General features: G+C 36.4%; 14 protein-coding genes and 1 tRNA gene. 8 read left to right on the top strand and 7 right to left on the bottom strand.

Annotation, left to right across the window (positions count from 1 at the left end):
• Positions 1 to 76: 76 nt before the first annotated feature.
• The 4 genes from dnaE (at position 77) to B4F31_RS07540 (ending at position 6,291) form a co-directional block, all read left to right on the top strand.
• Positions 77 to 4,468 (top strand): DNA polymerase III subunit alpha, encoded by a 4,392-nt coding sequence (dnaE, locus tag B4F31_RS07555; RefSeq protein ID WP_286761011.1) that lies wholly within the window; start codon positions 77 to 79, stop codon positions 4,466 to 4,468.
• A gap of 309 nt (positions 4,469 to 4,777) precedes the next feature.
• Complete coding sequence (trxA, locus tag B4F31_RS07550) at positions 4,778 to 5,095, top strand: thioredoxin (protein ID WP_075325050.1); 318 nt, start codon at positions 4,778 to 4,780, stop codon at positions 5,093 to 5,095.
• Between the two features lie 102 nt (positions 5,096 to 5,197).
• Positions 5,198 to 6,130 carry a DUF58 domain-containing protein gene (locus tag B4F31_RS07545; protein ID WP_286761010.1) on the top strand — a complete coding sequence of 311 codons (933 nt, stop codon included), beginning with the start codon at positions 5,198 to 5,200 and terminating at the stop codon, positions 6,128 to 6,130.
• An 87-nt stretch (positions 6,131 to 6,217) separates the two neighbouring features.
• Positions 6,218 to 6,291 (top strand) — tRNA-Asp (locus B4F31_RS07540).
• Positions 6,292 to 6,585: 294 nt separating this feature from the next.
• Here the strand turns inward: B4F31_RS07540 and B4F31_RS07535 are convergent.
• Positions 6,586 to 7,347: a VIT1/CCC1 transporter family protein gene (locus tag B4F31_RS07535; protein ID WP_286761009.1), complete on the bottom strand. Its 762-nt coding sequence runs from the start codon at positions 7,345 to 7,347 to the stop codon at positions 6,586 to 6,588.
• Between the two features lie 339 nt (positions 7,348 to 7,686).
• Positions 7,687 to 8,118: a hypothetical protein gene (locus tag B4F31_RS18150; RefSeq protein WP_414706134.1), complete on the bottom strand. Its 432-nt coding sequence runs from the start codon at positions 8,116 to 8,118 to the stop codon at positions 7,687 to 7,689.
• A gap of 405 nt (positions 8,119 to 8,523) precedes the next feature.
• On the opposite strand from B4F31_RS18150, the gene B4F31_RS07530 reads away from it, so the two are divergent.
• The 3 genes from B4F31_RS07530 (at position 8,524) to B4F31_RS07520 (ending at position 10,210) form a co-directional block, all read left to right on the top strand.
• Entirely contained in the window at positions 8,524 to 8,883 is a 360-nt protein-coding gene (locus tag B4F31_RS07530) for a hypothetical protein (RefSeq protein ID WP_286761008.1), read from the top strand.
• Positions 8,884 to 8,997: 114 nt separating this feature from the next.
• A complete protein-coding gene (locus B4F31_RS07525; protein WP_286761007.1) occupies positions 8,998 to 9,651 on the top strand; it encodes a hypothetical protein in 654 nt (217 codons plus the stop codon).
• 187 nt (positions 9,652 to 9,838) lie between these two features.
• On the top strand, positions 9,839 to 10,210 hold the full coding sequence (locus tag B4F31_RS07520) for a hypothetical protein (protein WP_286761006.1): 372 nt from the start codon (positions 9,839 to 9,841) through the stop codon (positions 10,208 to 10,210).
• Positions 10,211 to 10,347: 137 nt separating this feature from the next.
• Here the strand turns inward: B4F31_RS07520 and B4F31_RS07515 are convergent, their stop codons facing one another.
• The 4 genes from B4F31_RS07515 to B4F31_RS18140 form a co-directional block, all read right to left on the bottom strand.
• Positions 10,348 to 10,782 carry an IS110 family transposase gene (locus B4F31_RS07515; protein WP_286761005.1) on the bottom strand — a complete coding sequence of 145 codons (435 nt, stop codon included), beginning with the start codon at positions 10,780 to 10,782 and terminating at the stop codon, positions 10,348 to 10,350.
• A gap of 17 nt (positions 10,783 to 10,799) precedes the next feature.
• A complete protein-coding gene (locus B4F31_RS07510) occupies positions 10,800 to 11,273 on the bottom strand; it encodes an IS110 family transposase (protein WP_286761004.1) in 474 nt (157 codons plus the stop codon).
• Positions 11,274 to 11,698: 425 nt separating this feature from the next.
• Positions 11,699 to 11,842 (bottom strand): hypothetical protein, encoded by a 144-nt coding sequence (locus B4F31_RS18145; protein ID WP_414706130.1) that lies wholly within the window; start codon positions 11,840 to 11,842, stop codon positions 11,699 to 11,701.
• The gene (locus B4F31_RS18140; protein WP_414706129.1) at positions 11,820 to 12,071 is read right to left on the bottom strand and encodes a BfmA/BtgA family mobilization protein; all 252 of its coding nucleotides are present in this window, start codon (positions 12,069 to 12,071) and stop codon (positions 11,820 to 11,822) included. The genes B4F31_RS18145 and B4F31_RS18140 overlap by 23 nt, the downstream gene beginning before the upstream one ends.
• A gap of 763 nt (positions 12,072 to 12,834) precedes the next feature.
• Here B4F31_RS18140 and B4F31_RS07505 point away from each other — a divergent pair.
• Positions 12,835 to 13,596, top strand: a complete 762-nt coding sequence (locus B4F31_RS07505) for a DeoR/GlpR family DNA-binding transcription regulator (protein ID WP_093304436.1) — start codon at positions 12,835 to 12,837, stop codon at positions 13,594 to 13,596.
• Positions 13,597 to 13,703: 107 nt separating this feature from the next.
• Here B4F31_RS07505 and B4F31_RS07500 read toward each other — a convergent pair whose 3' ends face one another.
• Positions 13,704 to 14,906 (bottom strand): porin, encoded by a 1,203-nt coding sequence (locus tag B4F31_RS07500; protein ID WP_286761003.1) that lies wholly within the window; start codon positions 14,904 to 14,906, stop codon positions 13,704 to 13,706.
• Between the last annotated feature and the right edge of the window lie 538 nt (positions 14,907 to 15,444).

The following is a 15,444-nucleotide window of genomic DNA, read 5'->3' as shown; positions in this document are numbered from 1 at the left end:
TTTAGCCTCGAAGCAGGTGTTTTTTCTTCTGAAATAAACATCTCATATTCAGCTTAATTCCTAATTTTCGCCGCACATGTACCTTATTTTTGATACCGAAACTACCGGTCTTCCCAAACGCTGGGATGCTCCTTTAACCGATTCTGATAACTGGCCAAGATGTATACAAATTGCCTGGCAGTTACATGATGAAATGGGGCGGCTTGTTGAAAGTCAGGATTATCTGGTAAAGCCCGAAGGTTTCAATATTCCATACGATGCTGAAAAAGTCCACGGAATTTCTACCGAGCTTGCTGCTGAAGAAGGAATCTCTTTAACTGAAATGCTAGAGAAATTCCAGGAAGCGCTGAATAAAACCAAATTTGTAGTAGGGCAAAATGTAGGTTTTGACCTGAATATTATGGGGGCCGAATTCCATAGGGAAGCGATGGAAAATAACCTCCAGGAGTTACCGGTTTTGGATACCTGTACCGAAGTAACCGCACAAATGTGTAAAATCCCCGGTGGGCGTGGCGGGAAATTTAAATTACCCACCTTAACCGAATTACACGAATTTTTATTCGATGAACCTTTTGGCGAAGCCCATAATGCCACTGCCGATGTGGAGGCAACTACCAGGTGTTTTTTAGAATTAGTGCGTCAAAGAGCTTTTACAAAGGAGCAGCTTGATGTACCTGCAGATTATTTTGAGAATTTTTCAGAAGCTAATCCGCAGCCTATAGAGCTTATTGGATTAAAACACATTAACCTTAAAAAGGCCTCCGAAGAAATAAGAAAAAGGCTTCAAAAGCAACAACCTACTTCAGAAATCACTACTGAAGAAATTGAGGAAAACCTTGAAAAGCTTGATGAGGTTCCTTTTTCGCATTTACATAACCATTCACAGTTTTCGGTTTTACAGTCTACAATTAGTATAAAAGATCTTGTAAATGTTGCTGTAGAAAATAATATGCCTGCTGTAGCGCTTACAGATCATGCAAATATGATGGGCGCTTTTCATTTTGTAAAAGAAATTGGCGATTATAATAAAGCAATTAGAGCAAAAAATGAAGAGGCAGTTGCCAATAACGAACCGGCAGAAGCCAGGGAATTAAAAGCTATTGTAGGCTGTGAATTTTTTGTTTGTGAAAATCACGCTGATAAATCCCGAAAGGATAATGGCTACCAGGTAGTAATGTTGGCCAAGAACAAAAGAGGCTATCACAACCTGGCCAAAATGTCTTCTAAAGCTTATACCGATGGGTTTTATTATGTGCCGCGAATTGATAAGGAGATTATAAAGGAGTACAAAGAAGATATTATTGTACTTACCGGTAACCTTTACGGGGAAGTGCCGAGTAAGGTTTTAAATGTTGGAGAAAACCAGGCTGAAGAAGCTTTGCTTTGGTGGAAAGAAGAATTTGGCGAAGATCTTTACATAGAGATCATGCGTCACGACCAGGAAGATGAAAATCGTGTAAATACAGTGCTGGTAGATTTTGCTAAAAAGCATAATGTAAAACTGGTGGCTAGTAATAACACCTATTATTGTGCGAAAGAAGATGCCAACGCCCACGATATTTTATTGTGTATAAAAGACGGCGAGAAGCAGGCGACTCCAATAGGTCGTGGTCGTGGTTACCGTTATGGTTTGCCAAACCAGGAATATTATTTTAAGAGTGGCGAAGAGATGAAAAATCTCTTTAAAGACCTACCGCAGGCCATTAGTAATGTGCAGGAGGTTGTAGATAAGATTGAGCCTTTTGAGCTGGCTCGTGATGTACTTTTACCTGCATTTACCATTCCTGAAGAATTTTTAGTTGAGGAAGATAAAAACGATGGTGGTAAACGAGGGGAGAATGCATACCTGAAACATATCACTTTTGTTGGTGCTAAAGAGCGCTACGGGGAACTCACTCCCGATATTGAAGACCGACTTAATTTTGAGCTTTCGGTTATTGAAAATACCGGTTATCCAGGCTATTTTCTTATTGTAGAAGATTTTATTCGCGAGGCCCGGAATCTGGATGTTTCGGTTGGGCCCGGCCGTGGTTCAGCGGCTGGAAGTGCCGTTGCCTATTGTTTAGGAATTACCAATATAGACCCCATTAAATACGATCTGCTTTTTGAGCGTTTCCTAAATCCCGATCGTGTAAGTATGCCCGATATTGATATTGACTTTGATGATGAAGGTCGAAGCCGGGTTATGGATTATGTAATTCAAAAATATGGTGCTAACCAGGTGGCACAGATCATCACCTACGGAACCATGGCTGCTAAATCTTCCATTCGAGATACCGCCAGGGTGCTGGATCTTCCTTTAGGAGATGCCGATAGGATCTCGAAATTGATCCCTACCATGTCAAAGCTCGGAAAGATCTTTGGAATGGATGAGAAGGAACTCAAAAAGAAATTCAGGAGTGAAGATCTGGAAAAAGTAAACGAACTTTTAAATATAGCTGAAGGGGATGACCTGGAAGCACAAACAGTAAACCAGGCGAGAATTCTTGAAGGCTCGGTTAGGAATACCGGGATTCACGCTTGTGGGGTGATTATTACTCCGGGAGATATTACTAATTATGTGCCGGTTTCGGTAGCAAAGGATTCCGATCTTTATGTTACACAGTTTGATAACTCGGTTGTAGAAAGCGCCGGACTACTAAAAATGGACTTTTTGGGGTTAAAGACGTTAACCTTGATTAAAGATACGGTTCAAATTGTAAAAGGCAGGCATAATATAGATTTGGTGCCCGATGAATTTCCGTTAGATGATGAAGAGACTTACAAGCTTTTCCAACGTGGGGAAACGGTAGGGATTTTTCAATATGAATCGCCGGGAATGCAGAAGCATATGAAAGATCTTAAGCCAACGGTTTTTGATGATCTTATTGCTATGAATGCATTGTACCGTCCCGGGCCAATGGAATATATCCCGAGTTTTATTGCCCGAAAGCACGGCGACGAGGAAATTGCCTACGATTTACCTGAAATGGAAGAATACCTCCAGGAAACCTACGGAATTACGGTTTACCAGGAGCAGGTGATGTTACTTTCGCAAAAGCTGGCCGGCTTTAGTAAAGGTGAAGCCGATGTTTTACGTAAAGCGATGGGTAAAAAGATCTTCGCTTTGCTGGAGCAATTAAAGCCAAAATTTTTGGATGGTGGTGAAGCAAAAGGTCATCCAAGAGATGTTTTAGAGAAGATTTGGAAAGACTGGGAAGCTTTTGCAGCTTATGCTTTTAATAAATCTCACTCTACCTGTTATGCCTGGATTGCTTACCAAACCGCCTATTTAAAAGCGCATTATCCTGCGGAATATATGGCAGCGGTGCTTTCTAATAATATGAACGACATTAAGCAGGTTACTTTTTTTATGGAAGAATGTAAGCGAATGAAGCTTGACGTGTTGGGGCCAGATGTGAATGAATCTTTTTATAAGTTTTCGGTAAATAAAGATTATGCCGTTCGTTTTGGAATGGGCGCTATAAAAGGTGTGGGTTCCGGTGCGGTTGCTACTATTGTAGAAAACCGAAGAACAGAAGCTGGACCATATAAATCTATTTTTGATATGGCGAAACGTATCGATTTGCGTTCGGCTAATAAAAAAGCTTTTGAAAATCTTGCTTTAGCGGGCGGTTTCGACGGATTTGGAGATACACACCGTGCGCAATATTTTCACGATGATGGCGACGGAATTACCTTCTTGGAGAAAGTGATAAAATATGCTGCAAAATTCCAGGAAAATGAAAACTCTTCCCAGGTCAGTTTATTTGGGGAAGCCAGTGAGGTCCAAATTCCCGAACCTGTTGTGCCGCCTTGTGAAGAGTGGGGCACTATGGAAAAACTGAGAAGAGAACGGGAAGTGGTAGGAATCTACATTTCGGGTCACCCGCTGGACGATTTTAGGTATGAGATGGATTATTTCTGTAACTCCAAATTGGGAGAATTTAATGATTTGGAAAGATGCGTAAACCGTGACCTAACTTTTGGGGGTGTGATTAGTGATGTGCAGCACAGGGTTTCAAAAATGGGTAAAGGCTGGGCGATGTTTTCGGTTGAAGATTATACCGATACCTATGAGTTTAGGATGTTTGGAGAGGAATATTTAAAATTCAGACATTTTTTGGTGCCGAATTCTTTTGTGCATATCAAGATCTTTGTAAAAGAAGGCTGGACCAATAAAGAAACCGGTAAAAAGGGAGAGCCAAGAATTCAGTTCAATAACATTTATTTGCTGCACGATGTGATGGATCAATTTGCGAAAAAGCTAACGATTCAACTGGATATTGCCGATCTGCACGAGGAGAAAATCAATTGGTTTAAAGATGTTTTTAGAACCCACAGAGGTGACCATAAACTGAATTTTGTGGTTTATGAAATGAAAGAACAGGTGAAATTACATATGCCGAGCAAGAAACAAAAAGTAAAAATATCACAAGAGCTTTTACATACTTTAGAAGATGAACAGGTAATGTATAAGTTGAATTGATTTCAGTTGGCAGTTTTTCAGTAGCAGTATGCAGTAATATGTTTTTTAAGGCCACGAATGCACGAATATTTATTTTTCACTGCTCACTGCTCACTGCCAACTAGAAACTGATTTTTCCGGTTAGGTATTGAAGCAAGCTACCGTGTAGCGCTGAAAGCCCGACCCCGCGCTACGAGCGTGGGGAAACCGCCAAATAAACGAGTTGAATAAGCGTATAATTAAATACAATATCGCTTGTGTAAGGAAAGCAAAAATATTTGACTAATTTTACACTTTAATGATAATAACAGAAATTAAAAATAGATAATTATGGCTATTGAAATAACTGATGCGAATTTTGAAGAGCAGGTACTAAAAAGTGACAAACCTGTAATGGTAGACTTTTGGGCTGCATGGTGTGGACCTTGTAGAATGGTAGGACCAATTATTGAGGAAATTAGTACTGAATATGACGGGAAAGCCGTTGTAGGAAAACTAGATGTTGATGCTAACCAGGAGTTTGCTGCGAAATACGGAGTGAGAAATATCCCAACCGTGCTTATTTTTCAAAATGGAGAAGTAGTAGGCCGCCAGGTAGGTGTTGCACCAAAAAATACTTATGCTGAGGCTTTAGACGAATTGCTATAAATTTTAGCATTTTATATAATTTGAAAACCCGGTCTTGTACCGGGTTTTTTATTGCCGGTTTTTTAGTTTTAAAACAGCGGCTTTTATTTATCTTAGTACAGGATGGATTTAAAGGAAGAAATATATAGTTCGGCGGCGGGGTTTACCCAGTTAGAACTTTTGGCGAAACAGGTGGTAGAAGGTTATATTTCGGGAATTCACAAGAGTCCGTTTCACGGGTTTTCTGCGGAATTTGCCGAACATAAGATTTATAATAACGGCGAAAGCACCAAACATATAGACTGGAAGCTTTTTGCCAAAACCGATAAACTCTACACAAAACGCTACGAAGAAGAAACCAATTTGCGTTGCCATTTTATAATGGATAATTCGGCTTCGATGCATTATCCTGAGGTGAAGAAATTTTCGGCAGACTCACTTAATAAAGTCGGTTTTTCGGTATTATCTATCGCCAGTATTATGCAGATTTTAAAACGCCAGCGAGATGCTGTGGGTCTTAGCATATATAGTGATGAATTTGAGTTTTACGCGCCTGAAAAAGGCAGCGATCGCCATCAGCATATGTTACTGGATGCGCTTAATAAAAGTCTTGAAAAGAAAACAACTCATAAAGCAACTAAAACTTACACTTTTCTACATCAAATTGCCGAAAAGTTAAAACGCCGTTCCCTGGTGTTTTTGTTTACCGATATGTTCCAGGCCGATACCGAAGAAGCAGCACTTTTTGAAGCTTTGCGGCATTTAAAATACAATAGGCACGAAGTTGTTTTGTTTCACGTAATGGATAAAAAGCGGGAATTAGAATTTGACTTTGAAAATATCCCGAAACGATTTACCGACGTGGAAACCGGGGCCGAAATAGATCTTTATTCTGAAAATATTCGAGAAAGTTATCAAAAGGCGGTACAAAAATATGTTGCTGACCTGAAATTAGAATGCGCTAAATACAAGATTAATTATGTAGAAGCGGATATTAATAAAAACTTCGATAAAATTTTGACAACCTATTTTGTTGAAAGACAAAAGTTTGCCTAATGGTATAAAAATAATGCTGAAAAAATTTTAAAAAAAGGTTTGTGTAATAATAAAACAGATGTATATTTGCACTCGCAATAAAGCAACGGTCTGGTAGTTCAGTTGGTTAGAATACCTGCCTGTCACGCAGGGGGTCGCGAGTTCGAGTCTCGTCCAGACCGCTTTTAAAATACCAAAATCACTCAAAAAGCCTCAAAATCAATGATTTAGAGGCTTTTTTTATTCCACAACATATCAAAATATCCCAAATTAACCTAAGTAATTGGTGCTCAATTCGGTGCATATTTTAGGATATGGAAAAGTTGCAGGAGCAACTTAGGCTGGCGCAGGAAAAGAAGAATAATAAAGAGGAGCCAGACCAGGAATTAATTTAATAAAAAAATGGAGCAATGTTTAATTATTAAATAATCAATTTAGGGGTTACTATCTTTCTCCCACCGGATTAATTAAAACACCTATAAAAACATTTTTTCCAGTACATCTCCCACGTAATAGGCAAGAAAAGCTGCAATTCCGCCTAATAATAGCGTTTCGAGAATTCCTATAATTACATTTTTTTCGGTTACCAAACTTTTTAGTGCTCCCACAATTGAAAGTGCAATTGCGGTAAGAATACAGGAATAAAGAAAAAGTTGAGAATTTATGTTTGAGGTATCATCACTCATAAATACATAGGAAAGCAGAGGAACGGCTCCCACTACTATAAAACTTATAAACGTTACTCCGGCTGTTTTATACGGAGTTTTTTCACCTCTTACCATCTCGAGTTCCTCTTTCATCATAGTATCTACCCACACCTCCTTGTTGGCTGTTATTACTTCAACTACCTGTTCCAGTAATTCTCCACTAAAGCCTTTGGCGCTATAGATTTCCCTTATTTCCTGGACTTCTTTTTCCCTTAGATTTTCAATTTCCCAATATTCTACCTGCCTGTGTTTATCGAAATTATCTTTCTCGGCTTTGGTAGAGAAAAAATTACCTACAGACATAGAAAAACCATCTGCAATTAAATTAGCTAACCCAAGTATGATCACTACCGAAATCCCCAGGCTGGCACCTTCAGCACCGGCTACGACAGCGAAAGTGGTTATTGCTCCATCTATACCTCCATAGACAAATTCACCTATATATTCTTTATTGAAAAATAATTTTTTTCCACCCGAATGAAGAACCGCTTCATTTTTTGGAGACTGTTTTGGTGGGTTGTTATCCAACATGGTAAATTTTTTAATAATTAAAGTTAACAGAAAAAGATAAGAATAGCGATGCTATTTGAAGATTATAAAACCAGGGACATTAATGCATTCAAGAAGTTCTAAGCGGACCATACTATAGACATGAGAAACAGGTTTAAAATTCCCTTCCCCTGAAAATATTATAAAATTTTTGATCAGTTCTTTGCTTAGCAAATTGTGGAGTTGTTAGAAAAAACATCTAAACCTTATGTAGAATAGTGTAGCGGGTTTTTATTCTTTTCTTCCTGACTTCAATAAACGCTTCTTAGCCATTTATCTTTGAGGATATGTCTTGGTTATAAGATCGTCCTTATATCTGTTCTAATTGTTATTAAGTATGGAGAAATTCCTATAATTGTTTATAGCCTTCCGCAGCCGAGGTCGGTTGTATCGTTGAATTCCGATTGGGTAAACATTAAGAAGAATGTTGAGAATAATTAGTGATAGAGATTGCTGAAACCCGTAGTATAATATTACGAAAATAGTAAAAGCCAATACTATTAAAAATATAATCAAATGTCCAAATTCAGATTGTCGAGTGTTATATTCCAAATGTTTTAATGCAGTAAAATTCTTCTTTACAGGATTGGAAGCTTTGTTGAGTTTTTCCCAACCAGTCCATACCAGTATCTTTCTAAATGCATGGATACCAAACCATTTATATATCTTTCCCTCGTTTTCCCATTCTTTCGGATTAAAATATGTAGAACTTAATTTCGGTTTAAAGATCTGAGTAAAGTAGGCAACGCCCATCATTAGCATAAAGTTTAATACCCATGCAAAAATAAAGGAGTGTAGACCTTGCCATAGTGCTACTGCTACTAACGTAAAGACCACAAATAAAAAAACGAAACTAACTTTTAAATATTTACTCATATTCCTTTTTCCTCTTCTTTATTTCTAATGATAGTTTGTAAGGAGCCGTGCCATTCAAATATAGATGGATAAATTAAAAATTAGAATTTTATAAATAATTTATTCTGTGAAGAGTTAATTGCTTGGCTTGTGAAAACTGGATATTTAAGCTGTGAACTATCAAACTTTGATTAAATAGTTGCTAATTTTTGATCTAATTTAAATGTATTTTCAATTTTTTACAGAAAAATAAATTTTGATGGGAATAATTCTCCTATTTTCGAAACATCAATAATATTTTAAGTGGGTAGAAAATTTCTTATTCCTGTTTTCATCCTGATTTTCATTTTCACCTCATGTAATGACGACCTTGAATTGGATTCTGAACTTTTGGTAGGAACGGTTAAAAAAATAGACAAAAATCAACCTTTTCCTTTTCTTTTAGAAAAAACAGGGACCGGTTATTATCTTATCAATCATAGGAATCAGATTATAGACAGTAGTAGCGGGACTCAGCTAAATTATGAGCCGATGGATACCATGAAGATGCAGAACCATGAGTTTATAGTATTTAAATCTTCGCCTAATCTTTGGCTTACCGATATTCGCGATAGTGTGAATTACCCTTATCAGCACCCCGTATTTGCTGCACAATTTGTTTAAACAGTAAAATCTAAAGAAATCAATTTATCGTCTTTTTCTGAAAATCTTCAGGGTAAGACGTATCAAACTGAAGTTGAATCGGCTCACTTTGCAAGTCCTAACCGGGATCTAAAAGTGCTAAAAGAAATTAGCTTTTTCAAAGATAGCCTGCAAACAGTCTTTACCTATTTTTATAATGATGAACCGGTGTATGCCGAAAAAGAGGTTTCCCAGTATCAGATATTTGAAAGAAAGGGAAAAGTCTTTTTTACCAAAGATCATACAACAGATAAAGACGAAACATTATTCCAGATTTTAGAAGCTACTACTGAATCTTTCAGCTTAAGAACTTTTAGGAATAATGATGAAGTGACTGAACAATTTGTAGTTTCCGAAAAAAGCCAAAAACCTAAAAATGTCTACATATTTGAGAGATGTATGGAAGGCCAGCCCGGGGAGTACTATCATAAGGATTTAACCTATCTCAAGGGTAATGAATTTCTTAACAGAAAAATAGGTCAAAACGCTCCGGAAGCTTCGGGAGATGGATATATTACTGTGCATTTTACCCTAAACTGTGAAGGAAAAATGGGTAATCTTGGACTGGAACAGATGGACCGGGACTATAAATCAACTTCTTTTGAGCCCGCTCTTGTAAAGCATTTAATAAACGAAGTGATGAAGCTGAAGGAATGGCCAGAGGTTGAACCGGGATGGTTTTATAAAGATATTCACTCCTTTTTGATGTTCAAGATCACAAACGGAAAAATAACAGATCTATGTACATAAGAATTTTTCTTGTCTTTCTGTTTATAGGTTTAATTGTCGGTTGTAAATCTGAATCGTCGGTTGAAAATAAGTTTGATGATCTTACCGAAAAGGAACGGGATTCCGTTGCAACTTTATATCATGATCTATCAATGGGTATGTACCACTTTCCTATTCCTATAAAAAAAGAGGTGAGCATATTAAAGCTATGGAAATATTAAATGAGGCAGTTGAAAGAGATATTGAACAGGACAATACTTTTGCCCTGCAATACCGTGCCTGGTCTTTACTTTATTTCTACAGGGATTATGAAAATACGATTAAAGATGTTGACCTCATAATAGAAATGGAGCCAAAGAATAATTATACTACCTGCCATGGTGAACCTTGTGAAGGCTTGAAAGGACAGGCTTTGTACAAATTGGGGCGCTACGCCGGAGCGGCTTTATGCCGCTGTCCAAGAAAGGATGTTGTTTTTTTGCTAGAAAAAAGGTATGGTGTGGGCATGGCAGGAGTTATAAGTGATTCAATTAGAATATGGAAGAGAATCAACATCCCAGTAAAACTCAACATTGACTAAGATATTTTCAGAATCAATAGCTAAGTCACTTTTAAGCAATATTTTTCCTTGCCCACTATTTTATAGTCTGAAAACTTAGAATAAGTGGAGTAACAGTCAGTTATCCTTATTTGTGTTTACAGTAATTTGTAAGTTATTCAGGAGGCGTACTTCATAATGTCTACATAAGGAGTGCCTCTTCCAATAACTGAGAATGCCCTGGCTAATAGTTTGTTCCTGATTATATTCAGGGTACTCATTTTATTTTTTCCTTGATTAACCCTATTTTCATAGTATGCTTTCAATTCCGGATTGTACTGGATTGAACCGGCCGCACATAAATGTAATAATGCTTTTCCTTCGGTATTAGCCAACCTGCTTACTTTTGTACGCCCCCTAATACTTGTTCCGGATCTATAAGGGAAGGGTGCGATGCCACAATAGGAAGCGAATTTTCTCCAAGTTTTAAAAGTTGTGAAACCATTTGTATGAATAATCAAAAAACGGGCGGTGACTTTTCCAATACCCTTGATGCTGAGCAAAAGCCGGAGCAAATTCTTAAGTTCAGAATCCTGCACGATAACACTATCCATCTCTTTTTCAATTATAACTATCTGTTTCGAAAGTAAATCAATAATTTTTTTTGAACTTCAAAGAGAACTGATTCATTTTCCAATACCCTTTTTTGTTCTTTTAAAGTAGCCTTATGGCCTCCCCGCTGGGAAACCAATTTTCGACGCATAGATGCCAGGCGTTTTAGTCTTGCTACTGGAATACTGGTCATCTTTGAAGCTTTTAGCTCTTCCCTTATCCGATATCCGTATTGGGCTATCCGTTTTGCATCTGCTTTATCATCTTTTCCACGGGAAATACCCAGGGAACGTTTAACCTCTAATCCAGCTGCTATATAAAAAGTACATTCCTTTTCGCTTAAGGCCTGAGTGAGCTGATTTGTATAAAGCCCAGTGTGTTCAAAGATGAAAAGAACCTGCTCCTTAACAAGCTTGGTGCTCTCCAGTGCCCATTTAATCATTTGATAAATGCCATCAGGATCATTGTCAAACTTTGACTGCAAACCACTCATGTGGATACAACAGTCTAATGATGACTTGCTGGCATCTATTCCAAGAACATCCTTTGTTTCATAATTTTTAAAATAGTTAAAGGGTTGCTTAAACTAAAACCTTTAAAAGCAAAGGCTAAAATCCTATTTGGTCCTAGCAACCAGGTTAGAAAGAATGGGGACTATTACATAAAAGAGGTCATTAACCTAGCGCTCCGGAAAGTTCACCCCATTCTTTTTGTTTTCTATAAAGTTATGCACATTTTTATAAGTTATCAGTCTCCCCCAGACCCCCTCTTTTCAACACTATCATAACAATAGAAATATCCTATATAACAAATCTAAAGGCGCTCCGGTTAATTTCAAAGCTTGTTTCTTTCGCAGCAAAAGGGAAGGCATTGGAATATAAATTACCGAAATAAAAAACTGAAATTCAAATCGGGTAATTATTTATAAAAATCAGGATGAGTATCGTCTTGCTCATAATCCCTTTTCCTATTCGAGTGGTTATTTTTAGGATCTGCTGCTTCCATAAGTGACATTAAAATAGCCAAAGTGGGGTTTACTTTATTCTTCTCTATATCTTTCAAAATTGCGATAACTGCATTTATTCTTTTTTTTGACTAGGTTTTCGAGAGTCTGCATTTTTGGACCCATCATTTCATGGGGGGAAATACTATTCATTTCAAAAAAAACGACCATCGATAATAGTGTCATTGAGTGAGATTTAGATAAATCCCGGCTAACCCTTCTAAACTTTTTGGCTACGGAAGTCTTGATCTTAAGAGTCTCGAACTTCTCTTTTTTTATATTCTTCATCCATTTTTTAGTAAAATTTCTACCATTTTTCAATGGGTTTCAAGGGTTTTTAGTAATAAAACAGCTTATTTTTAATTATGACCCTTGAATGAAATTACTTAAATAACTGATAAACAGTTGTTTGTGTTTTGAAAGGTAATTCTTAACGGGGCTCTGCCCGTTACCCTCTTGCTCTACCTTTTCGTCCCACAGGGACAAAAGCTTCGACTATTAAATTGAATTTAATACCACTTTAAATATTTAAAAACTACATCCTGTTTTTTATGATTTGAAAAGAAAAACTTTGAAGTTAATTATAACGATAGGAAAGAATCATTCAGAAGAAACTTCAATATATTTTTAATGCTGTTTTAATTTACTTTCAAAATAAATATTTCCTTTTACTGAAGAAATACGATTTCCCAGGGTGTCGTTTCCTGATTTAGGACTTGTTATTTGAAGCAGCTCATTATCGGATTATTGATTTCTGAAATAATGGCTTTTTTTTTGTTTTTATTGAGATAATATCCGGTACTCCTAAAGGTATTTTTGAAGTTTTAGGCTACCTAAAAGTTATTATATAGGGAGTTAAAAGAAATAAGTGCACAAAACGTACAACTTTGTTAAAATTACCGAAATCGGTGAGGATGAAATACAGTGTGTCTAAATCATTCGCAATATAATTCTTAATCTACGTAGATCAAATATAAGATATATTCAATTTTGAGAGTCTAATGAAAATATCGTATTTTGCTATTATTAACTTTAGTATACAAGCAGCTCAATGGGAACAGTAGATAGGCATCAAATAATTATTGAAAAAATTAATAAAGATGGACAAGTAAAGGTTCAGGACTTATGTGATGAATTTGATGTATCTTCTGTAACAGTGCGGAAAGATTTAAAATTTCTCGAAGAAAAGGGGTTGCTTTACAGAATGCATGGGGGAGCGACACATACTAACCCTTATACTACGGATAGACATGTGAATGAAAAGGAGAAAATTCATCTTTCAGAAAAAATGGGAATTGGTGAAATTGCAGCGAAAATGGTTACTGCGAATGATTCTATCTTAATCGCTTCCGGTACTACAGTTCTGTCTTTAGCTAAGAACATAAAGCCTCTTGAAAATCTAACCGTTATAACCCCCGCTTTAAATGTAGCCCTGGAATTAAATCAACATAAAGAAATTGAAGTAATTCAACTGGGAGGTATACTTCGTAAACGCTCTTCTTCGGTGACAGGTTTATATGCTGAAAATAACCTCTCTGATTTTTCCTGTTCTAAGTTATTCCTGGGAGTTGATGGAATTGATCTGGAATTTGGACTTACTACTGCGAATATGATGGAAGCGAGACTTAATAGAGAAATGATAAAAGTATCTCAAAAAACAGTTGTGCTTGCTGATTCCACGAAGTTTGGTAAACGAGGCTTTGGTAGAATCTGTGGTTTTGATAGTATTGATGAAATTATTACTGATACCGGGATTTCTAAGTTTACAAGAGAGGCCCTGGAGGAACATGGAATTAAAATCACGATTGTTTAATATCTCATCAGTTTTCAGAATAATTTTATCTACCGCGTTTTATTGCGCGTAGCTATCACTTATTTCTCTTTTTTTTATAGAAGATGACTTTTTGTATGCTTATTACCCTAGAAATGGAAATCAATTTGAAGTCTATATAACGTTCGGTTGGTAATGCTGTGGTCCATATCGTTCAAACTAATATCAGTTTGAATTTTGAGTTTATGGTTTATGATGTATTTGGATAACCCTATGGTGTATTGATTTTCAATGTTATTTGGAAGCTGGAATTTTCGATCAATATGGGTAACTCGTCCTACCAATTCATAATTATTGTCAAGTAAATACCCAATTTGAAAGTTTATTCCGGTACCCTCGTTAACCTTATCTCCAGTTGGAGTTCCATTGGAGTTTAGCGCTATTGGACTTTCTGCATTCCTTTTAGCATACTCGCCCATAATTGATAAGCCTCTATATTTAAACATTGCATCAATAAAATAGGTGTTTATATCTGTCTCGTGGAATCCATAATCTGTACGCATATAGTTGCCCATATTAGAGCGATTTCTTACTGCATTATTGTTGTGGTCAAATGTAAATCCTACTGCAAGTTTTGGGGATTTATATCGATCTAAATCTGCCTGTTCATACGCATTAAAATTCCCGAAGGGAAATAATTCCAATCTTCCGGTGTATTGAAAACCTCCCAGATTTCCCGAAATAATATTTCGTCCTTCACCCTGAGAAAAACTTATAGCTTTTTTTATTAGAATATTTTCTCCTAGTTGATGAGAATGATGTAATTGCACACCTATATCCCGATCTATGTTGTATCGGCTATTTAAAAGAGAGCGATCTACTAATTGCAAATCTCCTGATGAAATAACCCTTTCCCTGTTACCAGGCAGTTTAGTCTGGCCAGCCCACAATACGAAATTTTTATAGAAGTTCCACTTTAGCACGGCATCCAGAATATATCGAGGAGCATTGCCTGTAAATTCATTACCTCCAGAAATATCTCTATTTGAAAGCCCTAGTTCGATTTTATATTCAAGCTTGGGAGAATATGCAAAGCCTTCAAATTTTAATCTTGCTCTTCTAATTAGCATATTCGTTTCTCCAGAAGTGGAGGTGTCATCCTCCGTGAAGGTCCACCGAGAAGAAAATAGCGTCTGGAACCTAGTAGCAAATTTTAGGCTATATGAACTATCTTTCGCAACTACATTAATAAGGCCATTGCCAAAAGTGGATTCTGTAATTTCTTGCGATTTTGCAGATAATCCAAGAAAACATAATAAAACAATTGTACAACATCTTAGTTTTGGTTTCATTCTGGTTTTTTTTTATAGAATTTTAAAACTGTACTTTTTTCTTTTCAGAACTTGAATTATTTGCGGATTTTTTTTCAATTAAAGACTTGTATTCTTCCTTTTGTTTTTATTAGAGTGATTATACGTGCTACCAACTGAATAGGCCTGTTCAAATATTGCAAACCTTTTTAGAATCTTTAAGTTTTGTTAAAGAATTATCTATTTCTAAGCCATTTGGAAAGGTTTCTATATTCATTCATTAATATTTTAAATGATAAAATGGTATCAAAAATAACAAATGAAAATAAAAAATGAACTTTTTTTGGTTTTAATTTGTTTTCTTTTGTTTTTATTTTTTACATTTGATTATGTTAACCTAATGTGAATAAATGATTTAGTGGGAACATTTTCCGGTTTACGATATCGTTTTCGCCTTACGTAGTGAGGCGTAGACAAGAGTTAGCTAACATAAAATTAATAAAAGGGCAACTTTTAATTAAGGGAAGAAGTGAAAACTAAACCAAATATTTGCAAACCTAACTATGAAATATAATCCAAA

Source organism: Salegentibacter sp. UBA1130 (assembly GCF_002311535.1).
Classification (GTDB): domain Bacteria; phylum Bacteroidota; class Bacteroidia; order Flavobacteriales; family Flavobacteriaceae; genus Salegentibacter; species Salegentibacter agarivorans.
Note: the sequence above shows the minus strand (reverse complement) of the source record. Positions and strands in the feature narration are given on the sequence as shown.

What these genes read in the sequence shown, in the direction of transcription:
- B4F31_RS07500 (WP_286761003.1), bottom strand. Translation starts at nt 14,906, where the DNA reads ATGAAACCAAAACTAAGATGTTGTACAATTGTTTTATTATGTTTTCTT.
- B4F31_RS07545 (WP_286761010.1), top strand. Translation starts at nt 5,198, where the DNA reads ATGGATTTAAAGGAAGAAATATATAGTTCGGCGGCGGGGTTTACCCAG.
- B4F31_RS18140 (WP_414706129.1), bottom strand. Translation starts at nt 12,071, where the DNA reads ATGAAGAATATAAAAAAAGAGAAGTTCGAGACTCTTAAGATCAAGACT.
- B4F31_RS07535 (WP_286761009.1), bottom strand. Translation starts at nt 7,347, where the DNA reads ATGTTGGATAACAACCCACCAAAACAGTCTCCAAAAAATGAAGCGGTT.
- trxA (WP_075325050.1), top strand. Translation starts at nt 4,778, where the DNA reads ATGGCTATTGAAATAACTGATGCGAATTTTGAAGAGCAGGTACTAAAA.
- B4F31_RS07515 (WP_286761005.1), bottom strand. Translation starts at nt 10,782, where the DNA reads ATGGATAGTGTTATCGTGCAGGATTCTGAACTTAAGAATTTGCTCCGG.
- B4F31_RS07520 (WP_286761006.1), top strand. Translation starts at nt 9,839, where the DNA reads ATGGAAATATTAAATGAGGCAGTTGAAAGAGATATTGAACAGGACAAT.
- B4F31_RS07505 (WP_093304436.1), top strand. Translation starts at nt 12,835, where the DNA reads ATGGGAACAGTAGATAGGCATCAAATAATTATTGAAAAAATTAATAAA.
- B4F31_RS18150 (WP_414706134.1), bottom strand. Translation starts at nt 8,118, where the DNA reads ATGGGCGTTGCCTACTTTACTCAGATCTTTAAACCGAAATTAAGTTCT.
- B4F31_RS07510 (WP_286761004.1), bottom strand. Translation starts at nt 11,273, where the DNA reads ATGAGTGGTTTGCAGTCAAAGTTTGACAATGATCCTGATGGCATTTAT.
- dnaE (WP_286761011.1), top strand. Translation starts at nt 77, where the DNA reads ATGTACCTTATTTTTGATACCGAAACTACCGGTCTTCCCAAACGCTGG.